This window comes from Rhodanobacter humi (genome assembly GCF_041107455.1).
In the GTDB taxonomy this organism is placed as follows: domain Bacteria; phylum Pseudomonadota; class Gammaproteobacteria; order Xanthomonadales; family Rhodanobacteraceae; genus Rhodanobacter_A.
Map to the genome: position 1 here is coordinate 442,118 of NZ_JBGBPY010000001.1, position 16,610 is coordinate 458,727.

Below are 16,610 nucleotides of genomic sequence, written 5' to 3' on the forward strand. Positions count from 1 at the left end.
CCTGCGCGCAGGGCAGGGAGCACAGCCATGAGCCGTGCCTCGCTGCCGCAAGCCTGCGCCGCGATGTTGCGGCGGGATCTCCTGCTGGCGTGGCGGCGGCGCGGCGACCTGGCGATGCCGGTGTTGTACGCGGTGATCGTGGTGGTGCTGTTTCCATTCGCGCTGGGGCCGGATTTGGCGTTGCTGCAGCGGATCGCGGGCGGCGTGGTGCTGGTGACCGTGCTGCTGGCGATGCTGCTGGCGCTGGACGCGATGTTCGCCAGCGACATCGAGGATGGTTCGCTGGAACAGCTGGTGCTGGCGCCGCAGCCGCTGGCGCTGATGCTGGGCATGAAGATCCTCGCGCACTGGCTCGCCACCGCGCTGCCGCTGATCGTGATCGCGCCGCTGCTGGCCGGGATGCTGCACCTGCCGACCACCGCGATACCCGCGCTGCTGCTCGCCCTGCTGCTGGCCACGCCGCTGCTCAGCCTGCTCGGCGCGGTGCTGGTGGCGCTGACGGCCGGCACGCGGCGCTCTGGTATGCTGCTGGCCTTGATGTTGCTGCCGCTGTGCGTGCCGGCGGTGATCTTCGCGGCCGGTGCCGTGGCAGCCGCCCAAGAGGGCCTTCCGTGGTTCGCCCCGGTCGCTTGGCTGGGCGCCGCACTCATCCTCTGCGTAGTGTTGGCGCCACTGGCCTGCGCGGCGGCCCTGCGCATTGCCCTGGACGCCTGAGAGCCTGCTAATGCCCACCAAGTACCTCGCGTTGTCATCGAGTGGTCGTCAGGTGGTAGGGCGTGGCGCCGGCCTGACTGGCCGTCAGGCCAAGCCGCGCGCTGCCGCATGGCGGCCACTTGATGGCAACCCTTCCTCGCTCCTCAAAGCCGAGTCCATCCATGGACTCTCCCCGCGTGCGGGCCGGGTCTGTTTGCCCGCATGCCTGCGTCATCACTCGGTCGTGGACCGACGTCCACTCCTTCGTTCTTCCTTGGGCTGCGCGCAAACAGATCCCGGCGCGGGGCACTTGGCGGGCATTAGCAGGCTCTAGCATGTCGAAGTGGATCCCGCTCTGGTTGCACAAGCTCGGCTCGCCGCCGACGTTCTACCGCTTCGCGGGCGCGGTGCGGCCATGGGCGATGGGGCTGGCGCTGCTCGCCGGCGCGATCGGCCTGTACGGCGGCCTGGTGCTGGCGCCGGCGGATTACCAGCAGGGCGACGCCTACCGCATCATCTTCATCCACGTGCCCAGCGCGTGGATGAGCATGTTCGTCTACGCGGTGATGGGCGTTTCCGGCTTCATGGCGCTGGTGTGGCGCATGAAGCTGGCCGAGGTGGTGGCGATGGAATCGGCGCCGATCGGCGCGGCCTTCACCCTCATCACCCTGGTCACCGGCTCGCTGTGGGGCAAGCCGATGTGGGGCACCTGGTGGACCTGGGATGCGCGGCTCACTTCCGAACTGGTGCTGCTGTTCCTGTACCTCGGCGTGATCGGGCTGTACCACGCGTTCGAGGATCGTCGCCAGGGCGCGCGCGCCGCGAGCTTCCTCGCGATCATCGGCGTGATCAACGTGCCGATCGTGCATTACTCGGTGGTGTGGTGGAACACGCTGCACCAAGGCAGCACGGTGAACGTGTTCGGCCATTCGAAGATGGCCTGGGACATGCTGTGGCCGCTGCTGGTGATGACGCTGGCCACCAAGGCCTACTACGCGGCCAGCCTGTGCCGCCGCGCGCGCACCGACCTGCTGGCGCTGGAAGGCGGCAAGGATTGGGTGCGCCGGATCGCCGAGGCGGAGGCAACTCCATGAGCGCCATGCAGCACTTACTGGCCGTGGGTGGCGACGCGGCCACCTTCTTCAGGATGGGCGGCTATGCGGCTTATGTATGGCCGGCCTATGCGGTGTTCTTCGCCGTGCTGGTCGCCGACAACGTGGCGCCGCGGCTGCGCCGCCGCCGCATCCTGCGCGAACTGCGCGACCGGCTGGCGCGCCAGGCCGCGCGTGAGCGCCGCGCTCCGTCCCCTTCCGTCACGCCTTTGCCCTGAGGGGCAGGAACACGCATGGCCATGAACCCCACCCGCAAGCGCCGGCTCACCATCGTGGTCGTGGTGGCGATCGCCGCCGCCCTGGCGATCAGCCTCGGCGTGTACGCGCTGCAGCAGAACATGAACTACCTGTTCACCCCGAGCCAGGTGCAGTCGGGGCAGGCGACGCAGTACAAGACCTTCCGTCTCGGCGGCATGGTCAAGGGCGGCTCGATCCAGCGCAGCAAGGATTCGCTGCAGGTCACCTTCACCGTGGTCGACGCCGGCGGCGCGATGCCGGTGGAATACACCGGCATCCTGCCCGACCTGTTCCGCGACAACCAGTCGGTGATCGCCACCGGCCACATGGACGGCGCCCGCTTCGTGGCCACCGAGGTGCTCGCCAAGCACGACGAGACCTACATGCCGAAGGAACTGAAGGACGCGATGGCGAAGGCGCATGCCGACAAGAAGATCGAAGAAGAGGGGAACGGGGAACGGGGAACGGGTGGCGGGTAAGCCCATCGCGTCCCGTCCTCCATCGCCTGACCGGAGCAAGACCATGTCCATCGCGTCGCAACACACCGTTCCCCGTTCCCTGTTTCCCGTTCCCGGCCTCCAGCCATGACCCCCGAACTCGGCCAGCTCGCGCTGGTACTCGCCTTCCTGCTCGCCATCGCGCAAGGCGTGCTGCCGCTGATCGGCGCGTGGCGCGGCAACCGCGCGCTGATGGCGGTGGCCCGCCCCGCCGCCGCCGGCCAGGCGGTGTTCGTGGCGATGGCGTTCGGCATCCTCGCGTGGGCCTTCCTGCACTTCGATTTCTCGGTGCAGTACGTGGCCGACAACTCCAACCTCGCGCTGCCGTGGTACTACCGCATCGCCGCGGTGTGGGGCGCGCACGAGGGCTCGCTGCTGCTGTGGATCCTGATCCTCAACCTGTGGACGGTGGCGCTGGCCGCGCTCAGCCACAAGCTGCCCGAGGTGTTCGCTGCACGCGTGCTGGGCGTGATGGGCCTGGTCGCGATCGGCTTCCTCGCCTTCATCATCTTCACCTCCGATCCGTTCGGCCGGCTGCTGCCGATGCCGGCCGACGGCGCCGACCTCAACCCGGTGCTGCAGGACCCGGGCATGACCTTCCATCCGCCCGTGCTGTACATGGGTTACGTGGGCTTCTCGGTGGCGTTCGCGTTCTCCATCGCGGCACTGCTCGGCGGTGAAGTCGAGCAGGCCTGGGTGCGCTGGGCACGGCCGTGGACGAACGCCGCGTGGGGCTTCCTCACCCTGGGCATCGTGGCCGGCAGCTGGTGGGCCTACGCCGAACTGGGCTGGGGCGGCTGGTGGTTCTGGGACCCGGTGGAGAACGCCAGCTTCATGCCGTGGCTGATCGGCGCGGCGCTGATCCACGCGCAGGCGATCACCGAGAAGCGCGGTGGCCTGCGCGCGTGGACCCTGCTGCTGTCGATCTTCGCGTTCTCGTTCTCGCTGCTGGGTACCTTCCTGGTGCGCTCGGGCGTGCTCACTTCCGTGCATGCGTTTGCCTCCGATCCGCGCCGCGGCGTGTTCATCCTGATTTTCATGGCGATCGTGGTGGGCGGCTCGCTGCTGCTGTACGCCTTGCGTGCGCCGAAGGTGACCGGCGGCAAGCCGTTCGACATCGTGTCGCGCGAGACCGCGCTGCTGATCGGCAACCTGATGTTCGCGGTGGCCGCGGCGATGGTGATGCTGGGCACGCTGTTCCCGCTGATCGGCGACGCGCTGCACCTGGGCCGCATCTCGGTGGGCCCGCCCTATTTCGGCCTGCTGTTCCCGCTGCTGATGGCGCCGGTCGTGCTGCTGCTGCCGTTCGGACCGTTCCTGCACTGGGGCAAGGCCGACGGCGGTGCGCTGAAGCAGGTGGCGCTGCGCGCCGGCATCGCCGCGGCGGCCTGCGCGATCGTGGCGGCGTTCTTCGTGCAGGGGCAATTGAAGGCGATCGCCGGCGTGGCCGCGGCGGTGTGGATCGCCGTGGGCGTGCTGCTGTACGCGCTCAAGCGCTGGCGCGACATGCCGCGCGGCCGCCGCTACCCGGCCGAGATGGCCGGCATGCTGCTGGCGCACTTGGGCGTGGCGGTGTTCGTGATCGGCGTGCTGCTGTCCGAGTCGCTGAGCGTCACCCATGACGTGCGCCTGGCGCCGGGCCAGCACGAAGTCATCGCCGGCTATGACTTCCGCTTCGACGGCGTGCATCGCACCGCTGGCCCGAACTGGCGCGCCGACCAGGGCGTGGTCACCGTGCAGCGCGACGGCCGCACCGTGGCGGTGATGCATCCGCAGAAGCGCACCTATGCGCGCGAGCAGGTACAGACCGAGTCGGCCGTGGACGCCGGCGTGTTCCGCGACCTGTACGTGGCGCTGGGCGAGCCGATGGACGCGAACAACATCGAGGGCGCCTGGGCGCTGCGGCTGTACTACAAGCCCTTCATCCGCTGGATCTGGGGCGGCGGCCTGCTGATGATGCTGGGCGGTTTCGTCTGCGCCGGTGACCGTCGTTTCCGCACCAAGCGCATCGCGGCCGAAGCCGCATTGCCGCCGGTCGAGCCGCAACCGCAGGAGTCGCCTGCATGAAGCGCTTCGTGCCGCTCCTCGTCTTCATCGGCCTGGTCGGCCTGTTCGGTTTCGGCATCTGGTGGAACAGCTGGCACGACGCGCGCTACGTGCCGTCGCCGCTGATCGACAAACCCGCGCCCGACTTCGCGCTGCCGAAACTGGATGCGCCCGACCAGACCGTGACCAAGGCCAGCCTGCTCGGCAAGCCCTACCTGCTCAACGTGTTCGCCAGCTGGTGCGTGGCCTGCGCCGAGGAACATCCGGTGCTGATGACCGACGGCCGCGCGCTCGGCATCCCGCTGGTGGGCTACGACTACAAGGACGTGCCCGACGACGCCAGGCGCTGGCTGCGCGAGCACGGCAGCCCCTACGACCTGGTGATCGCCGACCAGCCCGGCCGCACCGCGATCGACTTCGGCGTGTACGGCGCGCCGGAGAGTTTCCTGATCGATGCGAAGGGCGTGATCCGCTACAAGCACATCGGCCCGCTCACCCCCGAGGTGATTGCACGGGAACTGCAGCCGGCGATCGACGCCGTGAAGCGGGAGGCGCCATGAACCTGTTCCCGTGGCAACGCCCCTCCGGTAGGAGCGCACCCTGTGCGCGAATGCCTTTCACCGAAAGCCCGCGCAAGAGCTGTCGCGCACAGGGTGCGCTCCTACGGGTTTCGGTGGTGGCGCTGCTGATGTTTGCCGGCCACGCCTTCGCCGCCAGCGGCGCGATCGAGCCGCTGCCGTTCAAGGACCACGCGCAGGAAGTGCGCTTCCAGAACCTCACGAAGCAGCTGCGCTGCATGGTCTGCCAGAACGAGAATCTGGCCGACTCCAACGCCGACCTCGCCCGCGACCTGCGCCTGGAAGTGTTTCAGCTGATGCAGCAGGGCAAGAGCGACGCCGAGATCAAGCGGTATCTGGTGGATCGCTATTCCGATTTCGTGCTGTACGACCCGCCGCTGAAACCCGGCACCTGGCTGCTGTGGTTCGGCCCGCTGGCGATCCTGCTGGCCGGCGGCGTGGTGGTGACCGTGGCGATCCGCCGTCGCAACCGCGGCAACGACGCCGTCGACGATGACAAGCCTGCCGATGGCAGGCAGGCCGGCAACGCGCCGGCCGACATGGGGGACGACTGGTGAAGCTCGCGTTCTATCTGCTCGCCGCCGCGATGGTCGCGGTGGCGCTGGCCCTGCTGCTGGTGCCGCTGCTGCGCACCGGCCGGCGCGAGGGTCGTCCGCACGGCGTATTCGCGCTGGCGCTGGGCATCGCCCTGCTGCTGCCGATCGGCGCCGGCGCGCTGTACCTGCGCATCGGCACGCCCGTCGCGCTGGATGGCGTGCCCGCCGCACCCAAGCCGATGGACTTCCAGCAGGCGCTGACCGAACTGCGCGCGCACCTCCGGCAACAGCCGAACGATGCGCAGGGCTGGGCCCTGCTCGCCCAGGCCACCACCGCGCTGAAACAACCCGGGGAAGCGCGCGACGCCTGGGACCACGTGCTGAAGATCACCCCGAACGACGTGGCGGCGATGGTGGGCTGGGCCGAGGCGGACTCGATGGCGCGCGGCGATCACCTGATCGAGGGCCGCGCGCTAGCCCTGCTGCAGCACGCGCTGGAGCTGCAGCCGGACAGCCAGCGCGCGCTGTGGCTGCTCGGCATCAGCCAGTTCCAGCACACGCAGTACGCGGACGCCGCCGCCACCTGGCGCAAGCTGCAGCCGCTGCTGGAACCCGGCTCCAGCGTGGCCAAGGCCGTGGCCGAACAGATCGCGAACGCCGAGGCCCGCGCCGGCATCAAGCCCGCCGACGAGCCCGCGCCCGTCGCGAACCAGGGCGCCGCGCTGAAGGTGGAAGTGAGCCTCGCTCCCGCGCTCAAGGACAAGCTCCAGCCCGGCGACCAGCTCTACGTCTACGCCCGCGCCGTGAGCGGCCCGCCGATGCCGCTGGCCGTGGCGAAGTTCGACGCCGGCACGCTGCCCGTCGCCGCCACGCTCAGCGACGCGATGGCGATGACGCCGGAGCTGAAGCTCTCCTCGGTGACACGCGTGGTGGTTTCCGCGCGCATCAGCCACAGCGGCCAGCCGATCGCCCAGCCCGGCGACCTCGAAGGCAGCGCCGGCGTCGTGGACACCGACCGCAAGACGACCATCGCCATCACCATCGACAAGGTGCTTTGAGCCATGCCCGAAGGATCGGCCGACGCCCGCCGCTACCGTGTCCTGCCCTCGCCGTTCCCGATGAAGCGCGGCGGCGCGCTGCACGGCGCGCGCGTGGCCTACGAGACCTGGGGCACGCTGAACGCCGCGCGCGACAACGCGATCCTCGTGCTCACCGGCCTCTCGCCCAGCGCGCACATGATGTCCTGCGAGCAAGACCCCACGCCCGGCTGGTGGGAAGGCATGGCCGGCCCCGGCAAGGCCATCGACAGCTCGCGCTGGTTCGTGATCTGCGTGAACTCGCTGGGCAGCGACAAGGGCTCCACCTGCCCCGCCTCCACCAACCCCGCCACCGGCGAACCGTACCGGCTGAACTTCCCGGAACTCGCGCTGGAAGACGTGGCGAACGCCGCGCACGACGTGGTGCGCGACCTCGGCATTGAGCGCCTCGCCTGCCTGGTCGGCTGCTCGATGGGGGGCATGGCTGCGCTGGCCTACATGCTGCTGCATCCCGGCACGGTGCGTGCCCATGTCAGCGTGGACACCGCGCCGCAGGCGCAGCCGTTCGCCATCGCGATCCGCTCGCTGCAGCGCGAGGCGATCCGGCTCGACCCGAACTGGGCCGGCGGCAATTACGACATCCATGCCGATGGCACGCGCTACCCCGACATGGGCATGAGCATCGCGCGCAAGCTGGGCGTCATCACCTATCGCTCGGCGATGGAATGGAACGGCCGCTTCGCGCGCATCCGCCTCGACGCCGAGCAGCGCGAGGAACAGCAGCCGTTCGGCTTCGAGTTCCAGGTGGAGTCCTACCTCGAAGGCCACGCCCGCCGCTTCGTGCGCAGCTTCGACCCGAACAGCTACCTCTACCTCTCGCGCGCCAGCGACTGGTTCGACATCGCTGAATATGGTGGTGGCAGCGTGGCCGAAGGCCTCAAGCGCATCCGCATCGAACGCGCGCTGGTGATCGGCGTCAGCACCGACATCCTGTTCCCGCTGGAGCAGCAGGAGCAGATCGCCGAAGGCCTCCAGGCCGCCGGCGCGCACGTGGAATTCGTGGCGCTGGACTCGCCGCAGGGCCACGACGCCTTCCTGGTCGACATCGACAACTACAGCCGCGCGATCGGCGGCTTTCTCGCGCGGCTCTGACCGTCGAGGAACCTGCTCGCGGTGCACTGGTAGAATGGGGCCACCTTGCCAGTTTTACCGAGAACGCCATGCTCACCACCGAATTTCCCGGCTGTCGCCAGCTGATCGCCGCGATCGACACCGCGGTCGCCCAAAGCAGCACGCCGGCGATCACCGACAGCCTGCGCAACAGCCTGTGCAGGCTGATCCGCGGCAACGAGGTCCAGTTGCCGGAGTGCGTGCTGGAAACCGCCGAAGGCCGCTACGCGCGACGCGAGCTGTACCGCAGCGAGGATCACGGCTACTGCGTGGTGGCGATGACCTGGGGCCCGGGCCAGGGCACGCCGATCCACGACCATGCCGGCATGTGGTGCGTGGAAGGCGTGTGGCGCGGCGCGCTGGACGTGGTGCAGTACGAGCGGCTGGACGACAGCGACGGCCACTGCCGCTTCCAGCCGGTGGGCTCGGTGCAGGCCGGCCCCGGCTCCGCCGGCAGCCTGATCCCGCCGCACGAGTACCACACCATCCGCAACCCCAGCGACCGCGACATCGCGGTCAGCCTGCACATCTACTCCGGCAACATGACCCACTGCGCGGTGTTCCAGCCGCTGGCCGGCGAAACCGGCTACGAGCGCTGCGAGCGCCAGTTGGGCCTCGACCCGGTGCACTGATCCCGGCATAATGCACAGCCCACGTGCCGGTGTGGCGGAATGGTAGACGCGGCGGACTCAAAATCCGCTTCTGGCGACAGAGTGTAGGTTCGAGTCCTATCACCGGTACCAAGAGACTCAGGCCCCGTTCGGGGCCTTTGTTTTGCCCGCAATCCGGGCGGATGAGGCCGCTTCGCGCTTGCTTGCGACGTCTGCAAGCCGAGGGTGGCGGCCGGCCGTCTCCAAGGCGCTGTGCGACCCGTCAGTCCGCGAAGCTATCCAGAAACGCTGCGGGCGGCACGAAGAACAGCGAGCCGGTGACGGCGCGGCTGTAGTCGAGCAGGCGGTCGTAGTTGCCCGGCGGGTTGCCGACGAACATGTTCTGCAGCATCAGCTCGATCCGGCGCGGGGACCTGGCGTAGCCGATGAAATAGGTGCCGAACTCGCCCTTGCCCACGTCGCCGAACGGCATGTTGTCGCGCACGATGTCCAGCTCCTCGCCGTCCTCGACGATCGTGGTCAATGCGTTGTGCGCGCAGCTCGGCTTCACCGCGTCGTCGAGCTCGACGTTGGCGAGCTTGGTGCGGCCGATGATCTTTTCCTGCGCTTCCACGGGCAACGTATCCCAGCCTTTCAGGTCGTGCAGGTACTTCTGCACGATCACGTAGCTGCCGCCGGCGAACGCCGCGTCCTCGTCGCAGATCACGGTGGCGCCGGTCGCGTCCTGCCCCACGGGATTTTCCGTGCCATCGACGAAACCGAGCAGGTCGCGGTTGTCGAAGTACTTGAAACCATGCACCTCGTCTGCCACGGCGACGGCGTCGCCTAGCCTGGCGGTGATCTGCATCGCCAGTTCGAAGCACAGGTCCATGCGCATGGCGCGGATGTGGAACAGGATGTCGCCCGGCGTGGCGACCGCATGGTGCTCGCCGCGGATCTCGCGGAACGGGTGCAATTCCTTCGGCCGCGGCGATCCGAACAGCCGGTCCCAGGCCTCGGAGCCGAACGCCGTGACGCAGGACAGCCGCCCCTCGGGATCGCGGAAACCCACCGCGCGCAGCAGCCCGGGCAAGTCGCCGCAGAACGCGCGCACGGCATCGCGATGTTCCGTTCCGGGATTCACCGTCACGACCAGGAAGATGGCGGCATGGGTGAGTGGGGTGTCGACCGCTTGCGGCATGGAAGCTGGCACGCACTGCTCCTCGCTGGCTCATGGTTCCGGCGGACAGTCTAGCCCGCGGTAATCCCGCGCGATCGATGGCGCGTGACACATGCGGGACATGCCGCGACTCGATCGACGGGAGTCGTCGGCATGACGCCGGATACGACACAGGCCGCTTGCGCGGCCCGTGTCCTGCCCGTCATCCGGGCCGTGGGCGCTGCCTGCCGGCGAACCGCCGGCAGGCAGCGGCGCGCTCAGAGCGCGGCGTCCTTGAGCTTCTTCAGCGGACGCACCTTCACCTTGACGGTGGCCGGCTTGGCGGCGAACACCTGTTCCTGCTTGGTGAACGGGTTGATGCCGGTGCGCTTCGGCTTGGCCGGCACCTGGATCGCGTTGATCTTGAACAGGCCCGGCAAGGTGAACTGGCCGGCGCCCTTCTTGTGCACGGCACCGAGCACGGCGTGCTCCAGCGCGGCGAGCACAGCCTTGACGTGCTTGGTCTCGACGCTGGTCTGCTGGGCGATGTGGGAGATCAGGCCGGACTTGCTGAGCGAGTCCTTGATCGGCTTGATCGCGGCGGGAGCGGCCTTCGGCGCCGGCTTGGCGGCCTTGGCGGGGGCTTTCTTGGCAGTGGTCTTGGTAGCCATGGGCATCCATCGTGGTTGAGTAAGGCACCGCCTCCAGCGAGGCGATGGCCATGCGGCATGCACAATCTACGCGAATTTAGGGGCTTTGGTGTAGTGCGGTGCGGCGAAATTACAGCTCGCGCACCACACGGAAGCCGACCCGGCCGCTGCGCACGCCGGCGTCGGCGCCCTGCCGCCAGGCCGAGCGCGCCTGGTCGGGCGAACTGCCCCAGGAGCCGCCGCGCAGCACGCGCAGGCTGCAGCCGGGGTTGAGCCAGGCGCTGCCGTCGACCGGCGCGCGGATGAAGTTGTCGTGCCAGCAGTCAGCGACCCATTCGGAGACGTTGCCGCCCATGTCGTACAGGCCGAACGGATTGGGCGCGAAGCTCATCGCCGGCGCCGGTCCCCAGTAGCCGTCGCCGTAGCCGTTGAACGCGTGGTTCCAGCGCCGGCCGCTGGGCGAGCGGTCCCGCGAACCGGTGAGGTTCTCCACCTTGCGGTCCGGCGTGCCGTCGCCCCACCAGTAGCGCGTGGTGGTGCCGCCGCGTAGCGCGTAGGCGAACTCGGCCTCGCTGGGCAGGCGGTATTTTCTGCCGGTGCGCTGGCTGAGCCAGTCGGCGTAGGCCTTGGCGTCGCCCCAGGAGATGTTGACCACCGGCAGGTTGTCGGCGGCCTTGCGGCCGGCGTAATCGTCCTGCCAGGTGGCGCTGCTGTCGTCGCGCATCGCGCCGCTGCGTTCGTCGTAGACGCTGGCGCCGCCCTGCTTCACCGAGTCGGGCACGTAGCCGCTCTCGCGCACGAATTCGCGGAACTGGCCCACGGTGATCGCGCTGCGCGCCATCGCGAAGCCCTGTTCGATGCCGACCTTGTGCTGCGGCTGCTCGGAGGCGTTGTGGCTGCTGTCGTCGTCGGCCGCGCCCATCAGGAAGCTGCCGGTGGGAATCACCACCATCGCCGGCGACTGCCCCGGCAGGTCGACGTAGCGGTCCGTGAATACCTGGCCGGGTTTGCGGCTGGCGTAGAGCTGGGCATTGACCAACTGCTGCTCGAACGCGGCGAGTCCGGCCAGTTGCGGGCTGATCGCCGCGGCCTGCCCGGCGAGCTGCTTCGCCAGTGCGAGATTGCCCGCATCCAGCGCGGAGTGCGCCTGGCCCAGCACGCCGCTGGCGCGCGCCGTGCGCATGTCGTCCACCCGCTGGCGCACGTCGTGCAACTGCTGCGAACCGGGGCGGATCGCCTGCGCCTCGGCCAGCACCTTGTCCGCGCCGGCGAAATCGTTCTGCGCCACCGCGGCCAGCGCGCGGTCCAGCACCACGCGCTGCACGTCGAGCACGCCCTGCTCGGCCACCGCGTTCTGCGGATCGAGCTGCTGCACCTGGCGGTAGATGTCCAGCGCGCTGCGGCCGGCAGGCTGGTCCGCCTTGCCCTGCTGCAGCAGGCCGGCCGCCTGCGTCAGCAGCGGACGCACGTCGGTGAGCGTCTTCAGCGCGGCGGCGAGGCGCGCCGCGTCGTCCGCGCTGTCGGGCAGCTGCTGCAGCGCTGCCAGCTGTTCGCCGGCCTCCTCGGCATTGCCCAGCGCGATGGCGCGCTCGGCCTGCGCCACCAGCCGCGCGTGCACGTCGATCACGCCCTGCGCGGCGCGGCGGCTGTCGGGCTTGTCCTTTGCGGCCTGCAGGTAGAGCGTGGCGGCGCTGTCCTTGCCGCCGCCCAGGTCGCCGGCGGCAAGCGCCTTGTCGGCACGATCCAGCAGCGCGCGCAGCTTCGGCGGATCGGGCGTCAGCTGCTTCGGCAGTTGCGCATGCCCGCGGCTCAGCCGCGCAGCGATCACCGCGGTGGGCGCCAGGGTCAGCGGCGGCCCGGCGTTCAATTCCTCGGCGGCCGGCTCGTTGATCGTCGATGCGCCACCGGGCGCCTCCGCTGGCGCGCTCGGCACACTGCGCCGCACGACCTCGCCCGGCTCCGCATGGAACAGGCGCGGAAAGAAGTGATAGCCGAGCCCGAAGGCCAGCACGACGATGCCGATCACGCCACCGAGGGTGCGTTGGCGGTGCAGCGTGGCGTTGCTCGGCATGCTTGGGCGTTCCCGGATCGGCCTGTTATCGTGCGTCGTTCACCTTATGGCACTGTCGATGACAGGGCAATCCACGTTCCGCTTTTTTCAAGGATCCCCCGCATGCCCCTGCCCGACGTCACCGCCGACTGGATCGCCGACCGCGCCACGCTGCAAGCCTGGCTGGACGACGTGCCGGCGGATGCCGTGGTCGGGCTGGACACCGAGTTCATGCGCCGCGACACCTTCCATCCGCAGCTTGCCCTGCTGCAGCTGGGCTGCCGCGGCCGCCACGCGCTGGTCGATCCGCTGGCCTTCGCGATCGGCGATGCGCTGCAGCCCGGGCTGGGCGCGGGCGACGCCGTCACCGTGATGCACAGCGCCAGCGAGGATCTGGAAACGCTGGCGCCGCTGCTGCCCGACGGCCCGCGCGTGCTGTTCGACACCCAGATCGCCGCCGCCTTCGTCGGCATGGGGCTGGGCATCAGCTACCGCGCGCTGGTCGCGGAGCTGTGCGGCGACGAACTGGACAAGGGCGAGACGCGCTCGGACTGGATGCAGCGCCCGCTCACCGCCTCGCAGCGCAGCTACGCGACGCTCGACGTGGTGTACCTGCAATCCATCCACGCCCAGCTCGCCGAACGCCTGCAGCAGCGCGAACGCAGCAATTGGTTCGCCGAGGACTGCGCACGGCTGAAGCAACGCGCCAGCCATCGCGACGGCGACCCGCAACCGCAGCGCGCGCTGCGCGGCGCCGCCGAGTGGCGGCCGGAACAGCAGGCCTTGCTGCGCCGCCTACTGCTCTGGCGCGACCGCAGCGCGCGCACGCTGGATCGCCCGCGTCCCTGGCTGGTGGACGACGCGCTGGCGCTGAGCCTGACCCAGCAGCCGCCTGCCAGCCTCGCCGAACTCGAACAGCGCGGCCGCGGCCAGCGCGCCCTGCGCAGCGCCCAGCGCGGCGAGCTGTTCGCCCTGCTGCGCGAACCCGTCGAAGCGGACGAGATCGCCGCCACCGCGCCCATTCCCGCCCACCCGCAGGGCGCGGCCAAGCAGGCGCTGAACGCGATGAAGACCCTGGTCGACGCGCGCGCCACCGAGCTGGACCTGCCGCCCGGCCTGCTCTGCCCGCGCAAGGTGCTGGAGGAATACGTGGTCACCCGCGAGTGGCCGGATTTCCTCGACGGCTGGCGCGGCACGGTGCTGCGCGAACAGCTGCCCACCCTGCTCCCAGGCTGAAGCCGACACCCGCCGAAACCGCCGCAGGGTCTTGGCGTGACCGCCGGCCGCTGCTAAGATGCGCGACTCGCGTGGGGCGGTAGCTCAGCTGGGAGAGCGTCGCGTTCGCAATGCGAAGGTCGGGAGTTCGATCCTCCTCCGCTCCACCAATTCAATATCCCGGAACACCCTGCAATACTCCTGAAACCGCGCCTCGGCGCGGTTTTTCTTTGGCCGCGCGGCGTAGCATGCTGGCGCGGGCGACAGCCCATCATCCGAGGCGGCCATGCCCCAACCCAGCGACGCGATCACAGCCGGCCTCACGCCTGTGGACATGCCGTACATCGAGGCGACCCGATGCTGGGTGGAGCGCGCGGTGGTCGGGCTCAACCTGTGTCCGTTCGCGCGGGCGCCGTTCGTGCAGGGGACGATACGCTATGCGGTGAGCCACGCGCGCGACAGCGACGCCCTGCTCGACGACCTGTGCGGCGAACTGCAGAGCCTGGCCGCGGCCGACCCGGCCGACTGCGAGACCACCTTGCTGATCCATCCGGCGGTGTTCGGCGACTTCCTCGACTACAACGATTTCCTCGACGTGGCCGATGCCGCGGTGGAAGCGTTGCGGCTGGACGGCGTGCTGCAGGTGGCCAGCTTCCATCCGGCCTACCAGTTCGCCGACAGCGCACCGGACGACAGCGAGAACTTCAGCAACCGCTCGCCGTATCCCACCCTGCACCTGCTGCGCGAGGCCAGCGTGGAACGCGCGATGGAGGCGATGAGCGACACCGACGAGATCTACCGGCGCAACATCGATACGCTGCGCCGGCTCGGCCTCACCGGCTGGCAGGCGCTGTGGCGCGACACCGATTGAACCTGCGCTTCACATGCCGCACGGCGACAGCTGTCATGCTGACGAGTGAATACCAATACCGACCCCTACGCCGAGAGCATCGATCCGCGCGTGCATTGCGACGCCTGCGAAGCCGTATGCTGCCGCCTCACCGTGGTGCTGATGCCTGACGACCACGTGCCCGCCTGGTTGATCCACCGCGATGCGCATGGCATGGAGACGCTGGCCAAAAGCGAGGAAGGCTGGTGCGCCGCGCTCGACCCGGTGAGCATGCGCTGCAGCATCTACGAGGAGCGCCCCGGCATCTGCCGCAAGTACGCGATGGGCGGCCCCAGCTGTCGTCACGAGCGTGACAAGTGGCGCAGCGCGCACCCCATCCCCACGCCGGTGGTGCTGCGCTGACGCCGATTCATCTCGCGCCGGCGAAGATCCGCGCCACGTCGTCCGCTTCCAGCGCGCGCCACTCGCCCGGCGCCAGCGCGTCCAGTGCGAGCGCACCGATAGCGACGCGCTGCAACGTTTCCACCCGGTTGCCGGTGGCGGCGAACATGCGACGCACCTGGTGGTAGCGGCCTTCGTGCAGGGTCAGCCGCGCATGGCGCGGACCGAGCACGTCAAGCGTGGCCGGGGCAAGCGGCGTGGTTTCCGATTCCAGCAGCAGCGTGCCGCTGGCGAACAGCGCGGCTTCGTCGCCGCGCAGGTCATCCGCCAGCGTGGCCTCGTAGACCTTGGCCACCTCGGCCCTGGGCGAGATGATCCGGTGCAGCAGCGCGCCGTCGTCGGTGAGCAACAGCAGGCCCGAGGTGTCGCGATCGAGCCGCCCCACGGTGGAGAGCGCGGGCTCGCGCATGCGGTAGCGCGACGGCAACAGGTCGTAGACCACGCGGCCGGGATCCTTGCGCGAACAGGTGACACCCAGCGGCTTGTGCAGCATCAGCACCAGGCCCGTGGGCGGGTCCAGCGGCTCGCCATCGAGACGGATGCGCGCGTGCTCGACCTTGTCGTCGGCGTAAAGCACCTCGCCGTCGGCATCGGTGACGCGGCCCTCGCGGAACATCCAGGCCACGTCCTTGCGGCTGCCGTAGCCGAGGTTGGCGAGCAGCTTCACCAGCTTCATGCGCGCACCCCGCGGGCCTCGATCACCTTGAAGCCGTCCTGCATGGCGAGCTGGCGCACATCGGCAAAGCGCGCGGTGAGCAGAGCCTCATACGGCAGGTGGCGATTCGCCACGATCAGCAGGCGGCCCTGCGCCGTCAGCGCGGCGGCGGCGCTGGCGATGAAGGCGCGGCCCAGTTCCGGCAGATCGGCGCGGCCAAGATGGAACGGCGGATTGCTGACGATCGTGTCGTAGCACTGCGGCAGGCCGCGGGTGACATCGTGCCCATGCACACTGACAGGAAAGTCGCGGCCCGCGGCGCGCAGCGCGTTCACGACGTTGCGACGGGCGGGCTCCAGCGCGCGCGCTTCCGCCTCGTACAGGTCCAGCGCGGTGATGCCGGGGCAATGCTCGATCAATTGCGTGGCGAGATAGCCGTAGCCCGCGCCGAGATCGGCCACGCGACCGCCGAGGTCGACCGGAAAGTGCGCGGCGAGCAAGGCGGAGGCGCGATCCACGCGATCCCAGGCGAACAGGCCGGGACGGCTCCACCAGCCGTCGGCGGTTTCACGCGGCGCGTCCAGCGCGCGCCATGCGTCCTGCAGCGCGCGGTCGATCGCGTCCGGCTGCGGCGTGGCCCAGAACACCCGGCAGTGATGCTTGGACAGGCTGGCCACCGACCCGGCCAGCTGCTTCAGGTCCGCCTCGCCGGACTTCGCGCCTTCGGCCTTGGCCATGCTTGCCACCAATGTGCCACCGGGTGCGAGAAGGTCCAGAGCGCGGGCGAACAAGGCACGCGCCTCGTCGCGTTGGCGCGGCGGCAACAACAGCACCAGCGGAAAGGTTTCGCCTTCCGCCGGCTCGCCCACGCGCAGGCCGCAGCGCGCCAGCTCGTCGGCGAACGGCAGGAAGCTCTGCTCGCACAGCCAGCCCGGCCGGGCCAGTTCGCGCAGGCGCACGCCGGCGCGGGCGCGCAGGAACAACACGCGACCGTCCGCTGGCAGCGACAAGTCGCCGCCGGTAAACGGCACGAACAGGGCATCCAGCGCCGCCTCGGGCGTGGCCACGGAGAAACCGGCTGCAGTCACGGCGAT

The 16,610-nt window shown here is 69.5% G+C and carries 18 protein-coding genes and 2 tRNA genes; 15 read left to right on the plus strand and 5 right to left on the minus strand.

What is annotated here, in order from left to right:
* Positions 1 to 27 precede the first annotated feature (27 nt).
* The 11 genes from ccmB to AB7878_RS02120 all read left to right on the plus strand — a co-directional run bounded on the left by ccmB (position 28) and on the right by AB7878_RS02120 (position 8,649).
* Entirely contained in the window at positions 28 to 714 is a 687-nt protein-coding gene (ccmB, locus tag AB7878_RS02070; protein ID WP_369492764.1) for a heme exporter protein CcmB, read from the plus strand.
* Between the two features lie 314 nt (positions 715 to 1,028).
* A complete protein-coding gene (locus tag AB7878_RS02075) occupies positions 1,029 to 1,787 on the plus strand; it encodes a heme ABC transporter permease (protein WP_369492765.1) in 759 nt (252 codons plus the stop codon).
* Positions 1,784 to 2,023, plus strand: a complete 240-nt coding sequence (ccmD, locus tag AB7878_RS02080; protein ID WP_369492766.1) for a heme exporter protein CcmD — start codon at positions 1,784 to 1,786, stop codon at positions 2,021 to 2,023. Before AB7878_RS02075 ends, ccmD begins: the two co-directional genes overlap by 4 nt.
* 21 nt (positions 2,024 to 2,044) lie before the next feature.
* Positions 2,045 to 2,521, plus strand: coding sequence for a cytochrome c maturation protein CcmE (ccmE, locus tag AB7878_RS02085; protein WP_369495701.1), 477 nt, complete (start codon positions 2,045 to 2,047; stop codon positions 2,519 to 2,521).
* Positions 2,522 to 2,626: 105 nt separating this feature from the next.
* Entirely contained in the window at positions 2,627 to 4,606 is a 1,980-nt protein-coding gene (locus AB7878_RS02090; protein WP_369492767.1) for a heme lyase CcmF/NrfE family subunit, read from the plus strand.
* Complete coding sequence (locus tag AB7878_RS02095; RefSeq protein WP_369492768.1) at positions 4,603 to 5,145, plus strand: DsbE family thiol:disulfide interchange protein; 543 nt, start codon at positions 4,603 to 4,605, stop codon at positions 5,143 to 5,145. Before AB7878_RS02090 ends, AB7878_RS02095 begins: the two co-directional genes overlap by 4 nt.
* A 128-nt stretch (positions 5,146 to 5,273) precedes the next feature.
* The gene (locus AB7878_RS02100) at positions 5,274 to 5,720 is read left to right on the plus strand and encodes a cytochrome c-type biogenesis protein (RefSeq protein ID WP_369495702.1); all 447 of its coding nucleotides are present in this window, start codon (positions 5,274 to 5,276) and stop codon (positions 5,718 to 5,720) included.
* Positions 5,717 to 6,757 (plus strand): tetratricopeptide repeat protein, encoded by a 1,041-nt coding sequence (locus AB7878_RS02105; protein ID WP_369492769.1) that lies wholly within the window; start codon positions 5,717 to 5,719, stop codon positions 6,755 to 6,757. The genes AB7878_RS02100 and AB7878_RS02105 overlap by 4 nt, the downstream gene beginning before the upstream one ends.
* Before the next feature lie 3 nt (positions 6,758 to 6,760).
* Positions 6,761 to 7,888 carry a homoserine O-acetyltransferase MetX gene (gene metX, locus AB7878_RS02110; RefSeq protein ID WP_369492770.1) on the plus strand — a complete coding sequence of 376 codons (1,128 nt, stop codon included), beginning with the start codon at positions 6,761 to 6,763 and terminating at the stop codon, positions 7,886 to 7,888.
* 68 nt (positions 7,889 to 7,956) lie between these two features.
* Entirely contained in the window at positions 7,957 to 8,538 is a 582-nt protein-coding gene (locus AB7878_RS02115; RefSeq protein ID WP_369492771.1) for a cysteine dioxygenase family protein, read from the plus strand.
* Between the two features lie 25 nt (positions 8,539 to 8,563).
* Positions 8,564 to 8,649, plus strand: a tRNA-Leu gene (locus AB7878_RS02120).
* A 130-nt stretch (positions 8,650 to 8,779) separates the two neighbouring features.
* On the opposite strand, the gene AB7878_RS02125 is transcribed toward AB7878_RS02120, so the two are convergent.
* The 3 genes from AB7878_RS02125 to AB7878_RS02135 all read right to left on the minus strand — a co-directional run bounded on the left by AB7878_RS02125 (position 8,780) and on the right by AB7878_RS02135 (position 12,376).
* Positions 8,780 to 9,709, minus strand: coding sequence for a Dyp-type peroxidase (locus tag AB7878_RS02125; protein ID WP_369492772.1), 930 nt, complete (start codon positions 9,707 to 9,709; stop codon positions 8,780 to 8,782).
* Positions 9,710 to 9,933: 224 nt separating this feature from the next.
* Positions 9,934 to 10,326 carry an HU family DNA-binding protein gene (locus AB7878_RS02130; RefSeq protein ID WP_139351676.1) on the minus strand — a complete coding sequence of 131 codons (393 nt, stop codon included), beginning with the start codon at positions 10,324 to 10,326 and terminating at the stop codon, positions 9,934 to 9,936.
* Between the two features lie 109 nt (positions 10,327 to 10,435).
* Positions 10,436 to 12,376, minus strand: a complete 1,941-nt coding sequence (locus tag AB7878_RS02135) for an SUMF1/EgtB/PvdO family nonheme iron enzyme (RefSeq protein WP_369492773.1) — start codon at positions 12,374 to 12,376, stop codon at positions 10,436 to 10,438.
* A 102-nt stretch (positions 12,377 to 12,478) separates the two neighbouring features.
* Between AB7878_RS02135 and AB7878_RS02140 the strand changes: the two genes are divergently transcribed.
* From AB7878_RS02140 to AB7878_RS02155, 4 genes are all read left to right on the plus strand, one after another.
* The gene (locus AB7878_RS02140) at positions 12,479 to 13,591 is read left to right on the plus strand and encodes a ribonuclease D (RefSeq protein WP_369492774.1); all 1,113 of its coding nucleotides are present in this window, start codon (positions 12,479 to 12,481) and stop codon (positions 13,589 to 13,591) included.
* Between the two features lie 73 nt (positions 13,592 to 13,664).
* A tRNA-Ala gene (locus AB7878_RS02145) sits at positions 13,665 to 13,740 on the plus strand.
* A gap of 116 nt (positions 13,741 to 13,856) precedes the next feature.
* On the plus strand, positions 13,857 to 14,441 hold the full coding sequence (locus AB7878_RS02150; protein WP_369492775.1) for a DUF1415 domain-containing protein: 585 nt from the start codon (positions 13,857 to 13,859) through the stop codon (positions 14,439 to 14,441).
* Between the two features lie 45 nt (positions 14,442 to 14,486).
* Positions 14,487 to 14,822, plus strand: a complete 336-nt coding sequence (locus AB7878_RS02155; RefSeq protein ID WP_369492776.1) for a YkgJ family cysteine cluster protein — start codon at positions 14,487 to 14,489, stop codon at positions 14,820 to 14,822.
* A 7-nt stretch (positions 14,823 to 14,829) separates the two neighbouring features.
* On the opposite strand, the gene AB7878_RS02160 is transcribed toward AB7878_RS02155, so the two are convergent.
* A complete protein-coding gene (locus AB7878_RS02160) occupies positions 14,830 to 15,537 on the minus strand; it encodes a pseudouridine synthase (protein ID WP_369492777.1) in 708 nt (235 codons plus the stop codon).
* Positions 15,534 to 16,604 carry a class I SAM-dependent methyltransferase gene (locus tag AB7878_RS02165; RefSeq protein WP_369492778.1) on the minus strand — a complete coding sequence of 357 codons (1,071 nt, stop codon included), beginning with the start codon at positions 16,602 to 16,604 and terminating at the stop codon, positions 15,534 to 15,536. The genes AB7878_RS02160 and AB7878_RS02165 overlap by 4 nt, the downstream gene beginning before the upstream one ends.
* Positions 16,605 to 16,610: the final 6 nt, after the last annotated feature.